Here is an 18,118-nt window from a genome sequence, read left to right on the forward strand (position 1 = left end):
TTATTTCCAATACTTGACGCGCGGATCAAGCAGCGGGAGGAGGAGGTCGAGCAGGAGCACGGCGGTCAGGACGGAGAAGATCGCCATGTCCGTGACGCCGAGGATGGTGTTGAAGTCGAGTTGCTGGATGGCGGTCACCAGAGTGGTGCCGAGGCCCGGGTAGTTGAAGAGCTGTTCGACCAGGACGTTGCCGTTGAAGATGAAGCCCAGGGAGATACCGAAGGCGGTCACCTGGGGCAGGTAGCAGTTGCGCAGGGCGTACCGGGTGAGGATCCGCCAGGGCTTGAGGCCCTTCGCTTCGGCGTACACGAGGTAGTCCTCGCCCAGTACCGGAACCATCAGCATCCGGGTGGACAGGATCCAGCCCATCGCGCCGATCCCGACGATCGACAGACCCGGCAAGAACCCGTACTTGAGCACGCTGCCGATGAAGTCGAGGGAGAAGCCGGGATTGATGTTGGAGTCGTACGCCGAGCGCGCCGGCAGCCAGCCAAGGGTGTAGGCGAAGACGTAGACCAGGATCAGTGCGACGAAGAAGAACGGGACATGGGCCAGCGCGATCGACAGGTTGGTGATGATCGCCGAGCCGGCCTTGCCGCGCCGCCAGCCGGCGATCGCGCCGACCACGATGCCGATCAGCCAGGACAGTACGGCGGAGATGCCGAGCAGACCGATTGTCCAGGGCAACGATCGGAGGATCACGTCCTGGGCGGGCGTCGGGTAGTTGATCAGGGACGGGCCGAGATCGCCGTGCAGGATCAGCTTCTCCATGTACTTCAGGTACTGGGAGAAGATGTTCCCGTCGAGGCCGAACTCGTGCTGGTACCGGGCGATGATCTCGGCGCTGGCCTGCGCGTTGTAGATGTAGTTCTGCTGCAGACTCTGGATCAGCGTGTTGATCGGGTCGCCGGGCATCATCCGGAAGAAGAAGAACGCGATCGTGAGCGCTCCCCACAGCTCGATCAGGTAGAGCCCGAAGCGGCGCAGCGCGTACGCCGCCAGCGGGTGCCGGGACAGCCACGCCCGCGGCCCGGTCCGGGCCGCGGATTCCCTGGGCTTGTCCACGACGACCACCGGCGGCGCCTCAGCGGTCACGCCGGCCCTTTCTGCCCAGTGGCCTTGATCTTGGCGAGCACGAAGGTGAAGTGCGGCCACCAGTTCAGCGGCACCTCGTACAGGTTGTCGTCGGTCGGCCAGTCGGTCCAGAACGCGGTGTTGAAGAACTGCGGGTAGCCGGTCTGGATCACCGGCAGCAGCGGGAGCTTCTGGAAGTAGATCTCCAGCGCCTGCGCGAGCAGCGGCTTCGCCTCCTCGCTGTCCGGATCCATCCCGGCCAGCTTCTTGGAGATCTCGTCGAAGGCCGGATCGCGGAACCGCATCTTGTTCTTGCCGGCCGCGTTCTTGCCGACCGGTTGCGCGTCAGTGCTCTCCCAGTCGGTGTAGAGCTGCTCGGGATCGATCGCGAACCCCGCCCAACTGGAGTCGATGTCGTACTCGCCGCGCTGGAACTTCTCGTCGTGCACGCTGCCGGACAGGCTGCGCAGGGTGCACGGCACGCCGACCTTGGCCAGGTCGGTCTTCAGCACGTTGGCGATCGCGTACTCGTCCTTGTCGACCTGGGCCGGCGTGATGATCTCCAGGTTGACCTCTTTGCCCTTGTACGTCCGCTTGCCGGCCGAGTTCTTCGGGCAGACCTCGTCCAGCAGCGCGGTCGCCTTCTCCAGGCTGTACTCGAACTTGTACTTGTTCGCCAGCTCGTCGTTCTTCCACTTGTCGTTGGTCGGATAGTCGGCCCACGGGTAGACCGCGGCCGGAACCTCGACCTGCCAGACCGACTTGCCGATCTTGTCCCGGTCCAGGCAGTAGTTGATCGCCCAGCGCATCTTCTCCTCGGCCATCACGCCGCGGACCGGGTCGCAGTTCAGCCACAGCACCCGTGGGTTCGGGTCGTGGAACTGCGTCGTCAGCAGGTTCGGGTAGCCGGAGTTGGCGAGCTGTTTGGCGTGCTGGGCGTCGATCGAGCCGACGTCGAACTCGACCCGCTCGAACGCCAGCGACGCCTGGTCGCCCTGCTTCGACATGCTCTGGAAGATCGCGTACTGCGGCTTCACGTCGAGCTTGTCCTTGTTCCAGTAGTTCGGGTCCTTCTCCCAGACGAACATCTTCTGGTTCCGGATCGCCTGCTTCAGCTTGTACGGGCCGGAGCGGACCGGCGGATTGTCCTTGAACTTGGTCGGGTCCTGCGACTTCCAGATGTGCTCGGGCATCAGGTTGACCGGCGCGCCGGCGATCGCCGCGATGAAGTTGTAGTGCAGCCGCGGTGTCGGCTTGAGCAGCTTGACCACCGCGGTGTGGGCGTCGGGGACCTCGACGCTCTTCACGAACTCCTTCAGCTCACCACCGCCGCCGAACAGATCGGGACGGTCCTTCAGCAGCATCACGGTGAACTTGAAGTCGTTGGCGCCCAGCGGCTGGCCGTCGTTCCAGTGCGCCTTGGGATCGAACTTCAGCGTCAGCTCGGTGTGGTCGTCGTTGTACTTGTACTCCGTGGCCAGCCACGGCGTGAGCTTGCCGGTGGCGAAACTGAGGAAGAACAACGGCTCGGTGGCCAGCTCGACGCCGGCGCCGCCCGGTGACCCGTTGGGGATCATCCCGTTGAAGCTGTCGAACACGGTGTACTCGACCTGGCCGACGATCACCGACTGGTCCCGTGGGACCGGGATGTTCGCCTTGCCGATCTGGATCGACTTGGTCGCGGCGGGCTTGTTGCCGGCGGGCTTGTCGGAGTACGAGCCACCGCCGCCGGAACAGGCAGCCAGGAACGTGGCCAGTGCCGCCGCTCCCCCTCCCATCACGGATCGTCGGCTCAGCTGGTGGCGGACGACATCGGCGACGTCTTCGAACTGCGGGCGCGGCGCTTCGTTCACGAGATGGTTCCCTTCGATCCGAGTCCTGACCGGACTCTCCTCACCCGGCACCCAGGCCGGACCGATGTGACGGAAGCCACCTCCGTTTCACTTGCCTCAGGGCGGTTGTGACGGTTGGAAACGTTTCTCGGACTATAAGTAGCGTTGACAACGTTGGCAAGACTTTGCGTGTGGCCGACAGCGGACGACCCGAATGCGCTGATCAGTAGATATATCAACCTCTGACAACGAAAGCGCTGTGCTGATTCAGCATCTGCGTCACCTGCTGGACCAGATAGCAGGACCGCAGAATCGCCACCGCCGGGTCGGCACCGGTCGCGTCGCCGGTGGCCGGGTCCGGGAAGATGGCGAAGCCGGCCTCCCGGGCCGCCCGGTGCCGGCTCGCCAGCTCGGCGAGCACGGCGCTCCCGGCTCCAGCACCGGTCCCCCGCTCCGCTCGCCTGACCAGCCATCCGCGCAGCTCTTCGAGAACGGGCGGCAACCATTCCACCGGTACGTCGTCCGCCGGCGGCCTCACCTTGCGACCGGCCGGCTGCTGCGCAGGCGCGACACCGAAGTGAAGTGGATCGACCGCAATACCAGCGGATCGGCCGGGGTGGATCAGGCTCATCGGCTCGCCGGACAGGCCGTTGCGGGCCGGTCGCAGTTGGGCCGACAGCAGGGTTTCCGGGCCGAGGTCCTCGTCGGTGAGTGCCTCGATCCGGCTGATCGCGTGCGCGTTCTCGGCGGTGTAGGGCAGGACGAGAGTGAGCGTTTCGCCTTGCTCGTCGAGGATTCCCCAGGACAGCGACTGCGAGTTCGGGTCGAAGCGCGGCCGCTGGAAGACGGCGGGGCGTAGTACGAACCAGTCTTCCAACGGCGCCGGTACGTCGAGCAGGCTCCGGGGTTGGCGGGCGAGGTCGGCCCATCGCGTCACCACCGGCAAAGCGGCAGCCAGCGCCTCGCCGGTCAGCGGTACGACGGCTGCCCGGGTCCCCTCCGCGCCCGACAGCCGTCCCGACGAGCTGAGCTTCGCGTCGCTGAGCCGCACCTCGGCGCCGGTGGCGTCGGCCGGCGAGGCCATCCCGTCCCAGTTCGCCACACCCTGGTACCGGCCGCGCGGTTCGAAACCTGGCATCGACTCCGGCCGCGCGTCGGTCCAGGCCACGAAACGGTTCTCGGCCGGCCACCAGAACAGCGCGGTCAGCCCGTGATAGCCAGACGCGGCACGCCATGGATAGGCTCCGAGCCCCAGCAGGTCCATCCGGCGGACCGAGTCATAGCGGCCCCGCGCCTGACCCATGAGCCGCGGCTGCTCCGATCCTTCCATCGCGCACACCAATGCATACGCGAGCGCGGCCTCGTCGAGCAGGCGGTGCTCGTCGGCGCGGGCGGATCGGTCGAGCAGCAGTTCCACGTGATCGGCGATCCTGCTCAGTGCTCGCGCCAACCGGTGGTACTCCGCGCCCTGCGCCCACACAGCAAGTGTTTCGTACCGCTGATGGATCGAAGCCGACGAGTGCGCGATGCCGAGCCGGACCGTGTCCGTCAGCAGTTGCGTGGCCGCCGATCGCAACCGCGCCCGGCTGTCGGTCAACTGGTGTGACGAACGGGCCTGTTCGTCTCGTGGGGCCGGCGGTGGACCTACTCCCGCGAGTCGTTGATACGCGAGCACGACAGCGACCTGGAACCTCTCCGGCGCCGCGAGCTCGGTGTCGGGCATGAGACCGGCCGGCCCGCCGCCCACGTAGCGGTAGGTGACTCGCGGGCTCGACAGCGTCAGGATCACCTGGCGCCCGAGCTCCACCCGGACGGCGGACTCGATCTCATCGACGTACCGCAGGGCCCAGCGATAGCCCGCCTTGCCGGCGTACTCCGTCAACTGCTCGACGGTGATGGCCAGGAGCTCCTGCTCCAGGCCGTCATCGGGCGAGCTGTCGGCTGTTGAGGCCAGCCAGAGTCCGCCGGCGATGATGTGCTGACAGATGCGCCCGCTAGGGCAGTCACATGTTGCCGAGGCCGGGCCACGTTCGTCGAAACGGACCAGCGCTGATCCGACCCGGATCTCCAGTCCTGCCGGGGAATCCGCGACGATCTCCGGTACGCAGGCGGTGAGGTCTTTGCCTGCCCGCCGGAGCAGTCCCCGGTTGGCAAGCGCTGCCCAGGCATCGTCGTCGAACCGGCGGAGTTGAGCGATCAGGTCGCTCTTCAGGCTCACGAGGTCACCTCCACCAGCCAGTTCGCCAGCTCGGCCGGGGTGAGCGCGGCGATCTTCATGTCGTGCTGGGCGAGGCGCTGCGCCAGTGCCCGGTCGTACGACGGGTGCGCGTCGCCGTCGAGCGCGGCCAGGCCGAGCATGGTGACTCGCGCCCCGGCCAGCTCTTCGACCGTCCGGACCAGGTCCGACGGCGAGCCGCCTTCGAAGAAGTCGGTGACGAGCACGAGCACGGTCCGGGCCGGGTTCTCCACCAGCTGGGCGCAGTACTGGACGGCTTTGGCGATGTCCGTGCCGCCACCGAGCTGCACGCTCATCAGCACCTCGACCGGGTCGTCGGCGTACTCGGTGAGGTCGACGATGTCGGTGTCGAAGACGACCAGCCGGATCCGGAACGCGGGCAGACCGGACAGGATTCCGGCCATCACGGCGCTGTGGATCACCGATCCGGCCATGCTGGCGCTCTGGTCGACGCAGACGATGATGTCCCACGGGAGCCGCCGGGTGTTGCGCTCGAAGAACAGCACCCGCTCGAGGATCAGCTTCCCGGTCTCCGGATCGCAGTTCTTCAGGTTGCGGCGAATGGTGCCGACGGCATCGAAGTTCGCGGCGAGCTTCATCGGCGAGTGCCGGTGCAGGCTGCGCCGGCCGGACAGAGCAGGACGCACCTCGGCCTCGAGCCTGCGGCGCAGCTCGTCGACGACCTGCTGGATGATCCGGCGGGCGATCACCAGCACGTCGGGATTGAGCATCCCCTTCAGAGCGAGCAGGGTCTTCAGGAGTTGCTCGTTGGGTTCGAGCCGTTCGAGCGCGCGCGGATCGGTGACCAGCTCGGTCAGGCCGTAGCGGTCGAGGGCGTGCTGCTCGACCCGCTCGGCGGTCTCGCGCGGGAACAGCTCCCGGACCTCACCAAGCCAGTCGACGAGGGTCGGGAGCGAGTCGCCCAGGCCGCCGGAGCGATCCGCGGAGCCGCCGGTCTCCCCGTCCCCGGGACGCACGCCACGGCCGCTGTACTCCCGGCCGTACAGATACTCCAGCGCAGCGTCCATCCGTTCTTCGCTGCTTCCGCCTCTGGGTGAGCCCAATCGCTGGTCGGCGTACCGGCCGAGGACGAGGCGCCAGCGCTCTACCTGGTTCATGTTTGGCTCCAGGCGGCCAGGCCGTCACCGGCAAGCAACATGGCCACCTGGGCAGCGACCTCCAGGTTTCGCTGGACCTCGTGGTCGCTGACATCGCGCTTGATCATCGGGCCGAGATCGGCGCGACCGTGCAGGAGCGCGACGGCCGAAGCGACCCGGTCGGTCTCCATCGGGGTCAGCTCGGCGAAGGCGAGGCGGAGCTCCGGGAGATGCGCGACGAACGTCCGCAGGTCCCAGTCGGCCAGCCTGCGATCGAGGCCGGCCAGCAACTCGTCTTCTTGCCAGGCTGCTTCGCGCGCAGTGGAGAGGAGTCCGGTGAGGAAGCCAACCGCATCGGCCGGGGCGACACCGCCGGCCAGATGTCCGGAGACTTGCTCGACCAGTTGTGCCGACCCGATGCGGCCGGCGGAGTACAGCAGGCCGGTCGCTGCGCCGCGGACGAGTGGTACGCCGTACTCATGCTGGAGGCGGTCGACGAGATCCCAGTAGAGGTCCGCGTCAAGATCGGCGCCCAGACCGGAGCCGAGGAGTTCTCTCAACTGGACAAGGGCTTTCACGATCTCGGTCGCCTCGGCCGCCTGACCGCCTTGCAGCTCGCGGCCGAGATAGATGACCCGCCGGTACGCCGTCCGCAGCAGCGCGGGCAGGTCGTCGATGAAGCGGGCTTCGAGTGGTTCACGGGCTTCCCAGAGCAGGGCGAGACGGGCCGTCGCGGTGGCCGTGTTGGTGAAGGACGCGTCTTCGACGATGGTCGTGTGGACCAGGTCGAGGGCGCTGGGGGTCAGGGTGTGAAGGCCGAGAACACAAGCGTGTGAGAGCAGGACGACCGCGGCGGTGGCGTCGGATCGCCGGCTGGATTCGCGATGGTCCGCGAGGATGCCGGAGAACTTCGCCAGCACGGCCGCCGGGAGGGTCGAGCCGAAAACCGAGGCTTCGACCAGTGCGCCTTCGGTCAGTGGGGACCAGCTGTAGTCCCAGCGCTCGTGGAGGCGGCCGAGACCCGCGCCGCGAACGAAGTCCGGGCCTGCCGTCTTGGTGGCGAAGGGGACGTTCAGCAGGTTCAGACCGTGCAGGAGGCGGCTGGTCCGGCGGTGGGCCGCGCTGCGGTAGATGTCCAGGCTGGTGGTCTGGCGAATGGACGAGTCGACCTTGAGTCGTTGCCGGTGCAGTCGCTCGAAGGTGTCGTTGACCAGGGGTGGCGTACCAGTGCCTGGTGGGAGGGTGCCGATCGCGTCGCCGGTGAGCGTGCGGTTGCAGGCAGCGGTGATGCGTAGACCCTCGACATCGGCGTCGCCTTTGACGAAGCAGCTGGTGACGGCGTCCAGAAGGTCGCTGCGCAGTGGAGCTGGATGGTCGCGCAACTCGGCGAGCCGCAGTGCTTGCTCGAATGCGGCTCCCACCGAGGCGACCGAGAGCGAGAGCTTCTGGTCGACTCGCAGATCGCGGGAGATGTCGAGGAGGGCGGTGAGCAGGGCAGCCGTCCGCGGGTCTTCGTCGTCGGTCTGATCGTCGGTGAGTCGCTCCCACAGATGCTGATGCCAGGCCGGCGAGGTCATGCCGGCGGCGTATCCGTTGAGACGCTCGAGGCGCTGGAACGAGTACCGGATGAGAGCGGCGTCCGCGGTGATGCCCTTGGCCGGGAACTCCGGTCGCGGTGGTGGAGCTTCGAGCAACTCCGGTACGGCGACCGCGTGGAACCCACCCAGCACAACGAGGACCGGGCCGTCGCCGGGTTTGCGCTCGGCCAGGGCCGCCCCGATGTGCCAGACCATCTCCGCTTCACGCGCCGTCGTACCGTCGGCCGCCAGCTCGGCCGCCGAACTGTCCGTCCGGGCCAACGAGCAGTAGGCCGCCATCCGCTCGACGTGTTCGATCGTGCTCGTGGTGCCGGCGTCCGCCTCGAACAGCAGCTCCCAGAGATCCTCGTCATCGCGGCATCCCAGCCGCTCCCCCAGCAACCGGAGCGCCGCGCTGTGCCGGTAGTACCGCTCGTCGAGCAACGACTCAGGCTGCCGCTCATCACCTGGCCGCTCGGCCGCTCGGTGCTCAGCGAGTCTTTGTTCGGCCAGATCGAGGTCGATGAACCGGGCCGGAATCCCTTGTTCCACAGCCCCTCTGAGCGCGACCAGCTCCGGTGAATAGTCGCAGAACGGGTAGTACCCGGCCCATCTGTCCTGCTCCTGTCCAGCCTCTCGGCGCGCGTAACTGTAAACAGCCAACGGCATCCTCGCGTCGGCATGGGTGAGCAACGGCACCAACTCGTCGAAGGCCCGCGGCCCCTCCACCAGCACGACACTTGGCCGCTGCTCCGCCAGTACCCGCCGCACCACCAACGCGCAGGCCGGACTGTGATGCCGCACCGGCAGCACCACCAAATCGTCCGTCACCAACGCGCCTGCCAACCCCCGCACGCCTGCGGAAGTCAGCAACTCACTTGCCCGCGCCAAACCCGGCCCCCCCGCTGCAGTCAGCAACTCCGTCGCCTTCGCGTTGCTCATCGATCGGTCAGCGGTCCAGCTCTTGGCGGGCGCCCAGGACCTGCCGCCAGTGGGGGTTGTGGCGCGAGCGCTCCTTGACGACGACGTCGAAGTAGTGGCGGAGCTTCTTGCCGTCGTCCGGGTTGTCCTTCAGGACCGTTCCGATCAGTTGGCGCGCGATGTGGCCGCCGCCGACCTCACCGCCGTCGAAGTAGTGCGCGTCGAGCGTGGCCGCATAGCCGACCGCGACCGCCTCGGCCGAGGACATCACCGCGCTGGTCCGCTCGACCACGGTGCCCTCCGCCGTCACTCCGTCGCGCAGATCATGGAATGCCGTCACCAGCAGCTCGACGACGTCCTCCTTCATCCGGGTCTGGACCCCGGACCGCTCCAGCAACGCCGCTGTCTGCTCCTTGATCAGGCGTGCCTCGAGCCGCCGGTCCGAGATCGGCCGCACCGTCTCGAAGTTGAACCGGCGCTTCAGCGCACTCGACATCTCGTGCACGCCGCGATCACGCAGGTTCGCGGTCGCCAGCACGTTGAAGCCGTGGCCGGCGAACACCGTCGCCTCGTCACCGGCCAGCTCCGGCACCTGCAGCACCTTGTCCGACAGCAACCCGATCAGCACGTCCTGGATCTCCGGCTGCACTCGGGTGACCTCCTCGAACCGGCAGACCAGCCCCTGCTCGATCGCCTGATACATCGGCCCCTTGACGAGAGCCCGCTGCGAGGGCCCTTCGGCGAGTAGCAGCGCGTAGTTCCACGAGTAGGTGATCTGATCCTCGGTCGTTCCCGAGGTCCCTTGCACGGTGCAGGTCGAGCTCCCGCCGATCGCCGCCGCGAGCAGTTCCGACAGCATCGACTTCGCCGTACCGGGCTCGCCGACCAGAAGCAGGCCGCGGTTGCTCATCAATGTGACCACACAACGGTCGACCAGTGCGTCGTCGCCGTAGAACTTCTTCCGGACGCCGGCCTCCTCGGCGCCCAGGACGAAGCTCCGCACGGCCCGGGGCGACAGCCGCCATCCGGCCGGCCTCGGATGTCTGTCGGCCGCGGCGAGCCGGCCGAGCTCGTCGGCGTACACCAGCTCGGCCGGCGCGCGGAGGATGCGATCAGCGTCCATCAGTACTCACTCTTCTTCTTCCAGTCGGGGTCGAAGCCGGTCCCGTCCGACGCCATCAGCCGCAGGTCGTTGTATGCCTCGGACAGCAACACGGCCGGTACCTGCCCCAGCGGCAGCCGCACGGGCGGACCATCCGGTACCGCCCGGGTGAAGCTGAGCGACTCCAGCGCGACCGTCCGGTTCTCCTCCGGCAGGGTGTTGCCGGTGAAGCTGACGACCGTGGTCAGCCCGAGAGTCGGGAATCGCTTCTCGTACTCGTAGAACCAGCCGGCGTCCTGTGCCTCGCCGCGGGTGTAACCGAGCTTCCCGGCTCTTCCTCGCAAGGCGAACGACTCGAGCAGATGGCCCTCGAAGTCCGGTACGGCGAACTCGGTCGAGGCCTTCGCCGGCAAGACGAACGTCCCCTTGCCGAACTGCTGGAACAACGAGCTGACCTCGTAGTCGACGAGGTGCTGCTGCCAGGCCTTGACGACACCGGGGTCCAGCAGACTGTCGTGCGCGATCGCGATCACCGCGTCCGCGGGCGGTTCGACCTCGTTGTCGTCGACATCAGTGAGTGTCCCGTCGTCCAACGGCCGGAACACGGTCACCTCACCGTCGGCGATCGCCACCCACGCGAGCCGCCCGGTCAGGTACCGGACGACCGGGTGCAGATTGAGGTAGGTCTGCCAGTCGTCCAGCGGCCAGGTCCGTTCCGTGCAGAGCGCTTCGTACAACCGCTGGCTCTGCAGCTGAACGATCGCCTTCAGTTCCTTCTTCGTCAGGGTCAAGGACTTCTTGGCCGCCTTGACCGTCTCCGGGTCCTCCGATTGCCGCGCAGCCGGCAGCGAAGCGATCTTCTTGCCCTCCGGCGAGCGCAGCTCGACGGTGACGTCGGGTCGCAGTACCGCGGTGAAGACCCGCTCGCCGTAGCTGAGCTCGATCACCCCGTCATCGCCGAAACCGGCCGTCGGGATGGTCCGGTCAGCCAGTTCGTTCAAGGACCAGCCCTTGCGCTCGGCCAGCGCCTGGGCCTGCTTGGCCGCCTCCTCCTGGAAGCTCTTGGTCCGGAACCGCGAACCGATCGACAGCATCAACTGGGTCGCGCTGGGATGATCGATCCAGCCGAGCATGGCGATCAACGCCTTGCCCTGCGCGGCCCGCTGGCCGTACCACTCCTTCAGATAGCGAGCCACCGGCTCGGCGGCCCGCTCCCGCGCGCACACCGCGATCAGTGCCAGTAGTCCCTTCGCGCCTGCCACGGACCCGGCCGGTCTGCCCAGATGCCCGGCCAGGTAGTACTCCTCAGCCAGCTCTTCGAGGGTCATGCCGTTCATCGGGTGCCCCGAATACGCCTGCGGGTACTGGGTCATATGGCGATGCAGGCCGGCGGCATCCCGCAGCGCCAGCGCGTGAGCCTCTTCAGGCGTGGCGGTCCGGACGTCCTCGGCCAGCCACGCCTCCAGCAGATACTGACCGAAGACCTCGCGGTCCACCGGATCGAGCATCGAACAGTACTTGCGCAGGATCACGTTGGGCTCAGGTGACCTGGCCTTCACCGCCAGGATCACGAACCAGCGCAGGATGTCGCCCGGAACTGTCTCGCCGGTGTCCGCCCAGCGCACCGCCGGTACCGAATCCCACGGAAGCCAGGTGAGCTCCTTCGGAGTTCCCTTGCCCAACGTCGCCGCGGCGTCCTTCGCCATCGCCTCACGGCTGAGGTACTTCTCCACCGCGAACCCGAAGCTCTCCAGCGCGTCCAGCAGGGCGCCTTTCGGCACGTCGTTCTTCTCCCGCCGCACCGCGGCCTCCAGCGCCGGCACCGCCGTCCGATCCGCCAGCCGGGCCAGCCACTGCGCGGCAGCCACCCGGATCTCTGCCTTGCCGTCCTTGAGGCCGGCCGCTGCTCGTTCGCTGATGCCGGGCACTGCGGCCAGCGCCTGCTGAGCTGGTTCGCGGGCGGTCTTGCGGCTGCCCAGCGCAACAGCGACGAGCGCGTCGACAACGGCCGGCGGCAGCTCCGGCAGCGTGGCCAGCGCTCGGTACGGCGCTTCCTCGTCGTGGTTCCACCTGGTCGGCTCGCAGATCACGTCGGTGACGAGCTTCAGGTTGGACCGGACGAAGGGAGCGACGTCCTCGGCCGCCCAGGATCGCCCGAGCTCACCGTCCCACGAGCTGCAGTAGCTCTCGAAGACCAGCTTCGGTCCGTCGAGGCCGAGCTCGTCCAGGATCGTCGATACCTCCAGCAGGCTCGGCTTGCCGGTCCTCGAGTAGAGGCTGTTGTAGACCCTGGCGGCCAGGCCGCTGAGGGATCGGCTGTGGTCGAGCAGGACGCCGAAGTGATTCAGCATGATGGTGGCGCCGGCCGGCCCCAGCTTGGAGAAGGCGAAACCCTCACCATGCTGCATCGAGTGCCACAAGAGGTCGCCTGACCGCGTTGTCCGCGGCTGGGAGAGGGTCGGTCGTTCGCCGGACCGCAGCTCGTCGAACAGCGAGGTCAAGTCCACGGCGGACGGCAGCTCCGACCTGTCCTGGTTGTGCCCTGGCTGCCAGCTCCGCACCAGTTTCCACTGCTCCTGGAGCGACGCGGCCAGTTCGTCGCTCAACGGCACGGCCCAGTCGATCACCGGCTTCTCGATGGCCGCAACCGGCTGCTCCTCAGCAGCGCTGGACCGGCCCCACTCATCCAGGAGCGCGCTCACCTTGGGCGCCCGGTCTGCCGCAGCCAGCTCGCGCAGCCGTGCACGCAACGCAGGGTCCGCATCAGGCCACAGCAACTGCAGAGCGCGCAGACGTTCGTCCGGTTTTCCTGCGGTCGCGATGCGCTTCAACGGCTCGACCGCGTCGACCCTGCCCAGGAGCGGCGCGGCCTTGGCTCGGAGTTGGCTACTGCTCGAGGTCGCCAGCTCCGCCAGTTCTGTGCTGAATACCAGCAGGTCGTCCGCGCCGACCTCCGCCAGCATCTCCAAGGCCACCAACTGCCGCTCGAGGTCACGAGTGCCCAGGAACGGGCGTAGTGACTCGGCGTGCCGGTTGACTGCGGGGCCGAAGCCGGCCAGGAGTCGTACCTTGTCTCTGTTGCTGCTCCCGCCCCACGGAGCACTGTGGCCGAAGGCAGCCACCAACAGATCCGACGGGTCCGCGCCCGCCGCCTCCAGCATTGCCTCGACCGCCACGTGGTCGAAGGGCAGGGATTCGAGAACCGCGTGTGATGCGCCGCCGCCGATGCTGATCAGGTATCCCAGCAGAGCCTCCGCGAGGGGCGCGCCACCGATGGCGTGGAACGCGAAGTAGTTGGAGTTGCCTGCCCGCTGCACCCCCTCCATCAGCCGTGCCCAGCGAACCAGCACCTCGGGTGGCAGTGTTCTCAGCCCTTGCCAGACCTGCCGGTCGACGTCCTCAACACTCACCTGTGTGCGAGTGCTCCAGAGGCGGAATGCCGCAGGTGCCTCGGCACTGCCGATCACCATCGCCAGAGCGGACTGCGGCTCCCCGGTCAGCACGTAGCTCTCAGCTGCGCCGGAGATGCCGGCCGGACCAGCGTCGAGACGCTTCAGCACCACCTTCAACGCCCCGCGCCACTGCGCCGTCACTCCAGCGCCGGCATCATCCCCCTGACGGCCCAGCAGCCGACCGATCATACTCATTCCCCAGCCTCCCCGATCGTCTTCTCTCAGGCCGGATCGAACCCGGTCCCGGCCGCAGCCATCAGCCGCAGGTCGTTGTATGCCTCCGACAACAACACCGCTGGTACGTCGGCCAGCCGCGGCGTCGACTGCGATCCGCCCTCCCCGGCCTGCCGGAACGACAGCGTCGTCAACGCCACCGTCTTGTCCCGCTCCGGCAACTGGTTACCGGTGAACCCGACGATCGCGGTCAGTCCGAGCGTCGGGAACCGCTTCTCGTAGTCCCAGAACGTGGCGCCGTCCTGCCCCTGCCCGCGCGCGTAGCCGAGCTTGCCGGCCTTGGCCCGCAGGGCGAAAGCCGTCAGCAGATGGCCCCGGAAGTCCGTCACCTCCGCCTGCGCCGACAACTCCTCGGGCAGCACGTAGACCCCCTTGCCGAACTGCTGGAACAGCGGCACCACCTCGTAGTCGGCCAGGTGATCCTGCCAGGCCTTGACCGTGCCTTGGTCCAGCAAGCTGTCGTGCGCGATCGCGATGACCGCATCCGCCGGGAGGTCGACCGCGTTGTCGTCGACGTCGGTCAGCGTGCCGTCGTCGAGCGGCCGGAAGACGGTGACCAGCTCGCCGGCCGTCGCCACCCAGGCGAGTCGCTGGGTCAGGTACCGGACGACCGGATGTCCGTTGAGATAGCGCTGCCAGTCGTCGGCCGGCCAGGTGCGCTGGGTGCACAGCGCTTCGTACAGGCGCTGTCCCTGGAGCTGGACGATCGCCTTCAGCTCCTTACGGGCCTGGGTCAGTGCTTTCTTGGCCGCCTTGACCAGTTCCTCGTCCTCGGACTGTCGCGCCGCCGGCAGCGAGCTGATCTTCTTGCCCTCGGGTGATCGCAGCTCGATCGTGAGGTCAGGCCGCAGTACCGCGGTGAAGACCCGCTCGCCGTAGCTGAGCTCGATCACCCCGTCGTCCTCGAACCCGGCGGCCGGGATCGTCCGGTCGGCCAGCTCCCCGACCGACCAGCCCTTGCGCTCGGCCAGCGCCTGGGCCTGCTTGGCCGCCTCCTCCTGGAAGCTCTTGGTCCGGAACCGCGAACCGATCGACAACATCAGCTGCGTCGCGTTCGGCTCGTCGATCCAGCCGAGCATGGCGATCAACGCCTTGCCCTGCGCGGCCCGCTGGCCGTACCACTGCTTGAGGTACGCTCCGGCCAGGCCGGCCAGCTGCTCTCCGCCACACGCCGCCACCACGGCTAGCAGCCCCTTCGTCCCGACCGCGGAACCACCCGGCTGACGCTGGTAGTGCGGTAGGTACTCCGCGGTCAGCTCGGGCAGGCTCGTCCCACCTTGGTAGGACATCGCGTACCGAGCGGCTTCCTCGGCCAGTTCGAGCGCTCGCTCCGGCGAGTTCGGAGCCAGGTCCTCGGCGATCCAGGCCTCGAACAACCGCAGGCCGAGCGCCTCCCGGTCGGTCACGCCGAACAGCGCGCAGTACTTGCGCAGCATGACGTTCGGCTCCGGCGATTTCGCCTTCACTCCTTGCCCGACCAGCCACTTGATCACCTCGACGGGGACCGGATCGCCGGAATCGGCCCACCGCACGGTCGGCAACGCGTCCCAGCGCAGCCAGTCGAGGCTTTTCGGCAGTGCCTTGGCGGCGAGCGCCTGCTCGACGATCGCCGCGTGTCCGAAGTACTTCTCGATCGGCTGGCCAAGAACCTGCATCGCGTCCAGCAGAGCGCCTTTGGTGACGTCGTGTCTCTCCCGCTGCAGGGCAGCCTCGAGAGCAGGCACGACTGCCGGATCCCCCACCCGCCCCAACCACTGCGCCGCCGCGCTGCGAACGTCCGCCTTGCCGTCTTTCAGCGCGGCCACGATCCGGTCGCTCAGGCCGGGCATCTTGGCCAGAGCCTGCTGGGCCGGCTCGTGATCGGTCGTGCGGCTTCCTACGGCCAGCGCGAACAGCTTGTCGACCACGACGGGCGGCATCGGCGACAACGTCCCCAACGCCTGGTACGCCAGCAGAGGATCGCGTTTGTCCAGATAGGAGTGAACGATCGGTACCCCGGTGAGGACCAGATCCAGGTTGGCCAGGACGAAGGGCGCAACACTCTCGTCCGGCCAGGTCACGCCCATCGGCTCTCCCCACCGCTTGGCCAGCCGGTACTGAGCGAACACCAGCTCCGGACCGTCGAAGCCGATCTCGTCGAGCATCGTCGACACCTCGAGCAAGGTCGGGCGGCCGGTCCGACGGTGGCTCTCCTCGTACAGCGGGGCGGCTCGCAGCGGCAGCCACGGCCGATCATCGACCAGCAGGCCGAAATGATGGGCCAGGATGGTGAGTCCGGCCGGACCCAGCTCGGCGAACAGCGAGCCGGCCAGCAGATCCCACTCGATGATGACCTGCGGCCTTGCGCCTCTACTCGCGGCGCCCCGGCGGATCCTGGCCGGCGGTGTCCCTGCCTCGAAGGCCCGGACCAGCTCGTCCAACTCGTCCGGATCAGCCTGCACCTGATGCCAGAACTCCCGCAGCGCTGTCATCAGCTTGTCGGTGACCGGCACGGCCCAGTCGATCACCGGACGCTCGGATGCCTTGACCGACCGCTGGTACTCCTGGTCAGCGGACTCCGCGTCGGCTGTCTCCGTTTCCCACCGCTCGACCAGCCCCCGGACCCGGGCCGAGCGATCGCCGGCCGCCTGGGCCAAGGCCCATTCGCGGGCTTCGGTGTCGCCGACCGACCAGAGCTGTTCGAGGGCGCGGAACCGCCGAGCCGGATCGCCCTCGGTCACCAACGGCTTGAGCAAGTCGGCCCCGGCGACCCTGGCGAACGGCTTCCTGGCATGGTTGCGCAACTGCTGGAGAGGTGCCGTGGCCAACCCGGCCAGCTCCGCCGCGAAGGGCCGCAGTACGTCAGCATCGAGCGGCTCCAGCATCTTGAGCGCGACCACCTGCTGCTCGACGTCATCGGCGGTCAATGCGGCATGCACCACCTCGGGGTACCGGCCGATCGCCGCCGGATACCCCTCGAGGGCGCGGACACTGAATCGGCTGAGCCTCGTACTGGACGGGTGGAACGCATCGGCCAGCAGCTGTGCGGGCGGCGCTCCCCCGGCCGCCAGCATCCCCTCCATCAGCTCGTGGTCGACCGGCAGAGCGGCCGTCACAGACGTCTCCGATCCACCGTTCAGGTGGGTCAGGTGGATCAGCAGGGACTCCGCCACCTGGGTCGCACCCGCTACCTCGAGGTCGAACGGACGCGGGGCGCCAGGCCACAGGAGGGCGTAGGCGAGCAGCGCCCAGCGATAGAGCACCTCCAGAGGCAAGGCGGCCGCGTGAGCCACCAGCGGATGATCGGCGCCCATCAGCGTCGCGCTCGAGAAAGGCATGCCCTGGACGTAGAGAATCTGCCCTGCCCCGGGTTCGGCCACGACCAGGTCGACCGCCGACTCCGGTGAGCCGGTCAGGAGGTACTCCTCGACCGGAACCGCGATGCGTCCGGAACCGCCGTCCAGCCCGGCAAGCAGCTCGCGAAGCGCGGCCAGCCATTTGCCAGGCACCCGCATGGCCGGCTCGGCCACGGTGCCCCCACCGGTGTCGTTCATCCCCAGACCCCTCCCCGATCGCGCCGTCCCCCGGTCCGGAGGCTGGCAGGGAAATAAGTACCAGGAGCGCCGGACAGTTTTTGTGATCGTCCTTTGCCTCAGGGTCACCGGGGGCTTCACACGGGCCGTCACACGGTGAGTTGGTGTGATCGGAGGACACCGCGAAGGGCGGTGGCGTCGCTGGGGGGCGCGGTTTCGTTTTTTCTGAGGAGCTGTGGATGAGTACGGAAGTTTCGGGGACGGCGGTTGATTTCGGGGCGATCAAGGCCAAGCAGCGGGCTGGCTGGGAGACCGGGGACTATCCCCGGGTCGGCAACACGCTGCAGATCATCGCCGAGCTGCTCGTCGAGGCGGCGGACGTGCGGGCCGGTCAGACGGTTCTCGATGTCGCTTGTGGGCAAGGGAATGTGGCGCTCGCGGCGGCCCGGCGGTTCGCTGACGCGACGGGGGTCGACTACGCGGTGAACCTGCTCGAGCAGGGGCGGGAGCGGGCGGAGGCCGAGCACCTGCCGGTGATCTTCCTGGAGGGTGACGCGGAGGAGCTGCCGGTGCCGGACTCGACGTTCGACCTGGTAGGGAGCACGGTTGGGGTGATGTTCGCGCCGGATCATCAGCGGGCAGCGGACGAGCTGTGCCGGGTGACGAAGCCGGGCGGCAAGATCGCGCTGGCCAGCTGGACGCCGACGGGGATGATCGGGGATCTGTTCCGTACGGTCGGCAAGTGGGCGCCGCCGCCGGCCGGAGTCAAGCCGGCGACGCTGTGGGGTGACGAGGAGTACCTGAACGGGCTGTTCGGGGATCGGGTCGAGTGGGCCGGGCTGACCAAGCGGTCGTTCGTGTTCCGGTATCACTCGCCTGAGCACTTCTCGGAGTGGTTCCGGCTGTACTACGGCCCGATCACCAAGCTGGCCGGGACGCTGTCCGAAGCCGACCTGGCAGCCTTCGCGGCTGACCTGGCCGAGGTGGCGCGCAAGTTCAACCAGGCCGAGGACGGCACGGTCGCGGCCTACGCGGAGTACCTGGAAGCAGTCGGCATCAGGCGCTGAGGTGACTCTTGTGG

At 67.8% G+C, this 18,118-nt stretch carries 9 protein-coding genes; 1 reads left to right on the forward strand and 8 read right to left on the reverse strand.

What is annotated here, in order from left to right:
• The 8 genes from ABD768_RS29540 to ABD768_RS29575 all read right to left on the reverse strand — a co-directional run bounded on the left by ABD768_RS29540 (position 1) and on the right by ABD768_RS29575 (position 17,058).
• Positions 1-1,095: an ABC transporter permease gene (locus tag ABD768_RS29540; RefSeq protein WP_344846106.1), complete on the reverse strand. Its 1,095-nt coding sequence runs from the start codon at positions 1,093-1,095 to the stop codon at positions 1-3.
• Positions 1,092-2,927 carry an ABC transporter substrate-binding protein gene (locus ABD768_RS29545; RefSeq protein ID WP_344846108.1) on the reverse strand — a complete coding sequence of 612 codons (1,836 nt, stop codon included), beginning with the start codon at positions 2,925-2,927 and terminating at the stop codon, positions 1,092-1,094. The genes ABD768_RS29540 and ABD768_RS29545 overlap by 4 nt, the downstream gene beginning before the upstream one ends.
• Before the next feature lie 214 nt (positions 2,928-3,141).
• Positions 3,142-5,124 (reverse strand): hypothetical protein, encoded by a 1,983-nt coding sequence (locus tag ABD768_RS29550; RefSeq protein ID WP_344846111.1) that lies wholly within the window; start codon positions 5,122-5,124, stop codon positions 3,142-3,144.
• A complete protein-coding gene (locus ABD768_RS29555) occupies positions 5,121-6,260 on the reverse strand; it encodes a VWA domain-containing protein (protein ID WP_344846113.1) in 1,140 nt (379 codons plus the stop codon). The genes ABD768_RS29550 and ABD768_RS29555 overlap by 4 nt, the downstream gene beginning before the upstream one ends.
• Positions 6,257-8,647 (reverse strand): DUF5682 family protein, encoded by a 2,391-nt coding sequence (locus tag ABD768_RS29560; protein WP_344846116.1) that lies wholly within the window; start codon positions 8,645-8,647, stop codon positions 6,257-6,259. The genes ABD768_RS29555 and ABD768_RS29560 overlap by 4 nt, the downstream gene beginning before the upstream one ends.
• 118 nt (positions 8,648-8,765) lie before the next feature.
• Positions 8,766-9,860 (reverse strand): ATP-binding protein, encoded by a 1,095-nt coding sequence (locus ABD768_RS29565; protein ID WP_343965664.1) that lies wholly within the window; start codon positions 9,858-9,860, stop codon positions 8,766-8,768.
• A complete protein-coding gene (locus tag ABD768_RS29570; RefSeq protein ID WP_344846118.1) occupies positions 9,860-13,486 on the reverse strand; it encodes a DUF4132 domain-containing protein in 3,627 nt (1,208 codons plus the stop codon). Before ABD768_RS29570 ends, ABD768_RS29565 begins: the two co-directional genes overlap by 1 nt.
• Before the next feature lie 26 nt (positions 13,487-13,512).
• Positions 13,513-17,058, reverse strand: a complete 3,546-nt coding sequence (locus ABD768_RS29575; protein ID WP_344846120.1) for a DUF4132 domain-containing protein — start codon at positions 17,056-17,058, stop codon at positions 13,513-13,515.
• Between the two features lie 218 nt (positions 17,059-17,276).
• Here ABD768_RS29575 and ABD768_RS29580 point away from each other — a divergent pair, with 218 nt between their 5' ends.
• A complete protein-coding gene (locus ABD768_RS29580) occupies positions 17,277-18,104 on the forward strand; it encodes a class I SAM-dependent methyltransferase (protein WP_344846122.1) in 828 nt (275 codons plus the stop codon).
• Positions 18,105-18,118 lie beyond the last annotated feature (14 nt).

The sequence above is a fragment of the Kribbella ginsengisoli genome (genome assembly GCF_039537185.1).
Taxonomy (GTDB): Bacteria; Actinomycetota; Actinomycetes; order Propionibacteriales; family Kribbellaceae; genus Kribbella; species Kribbella koreensis.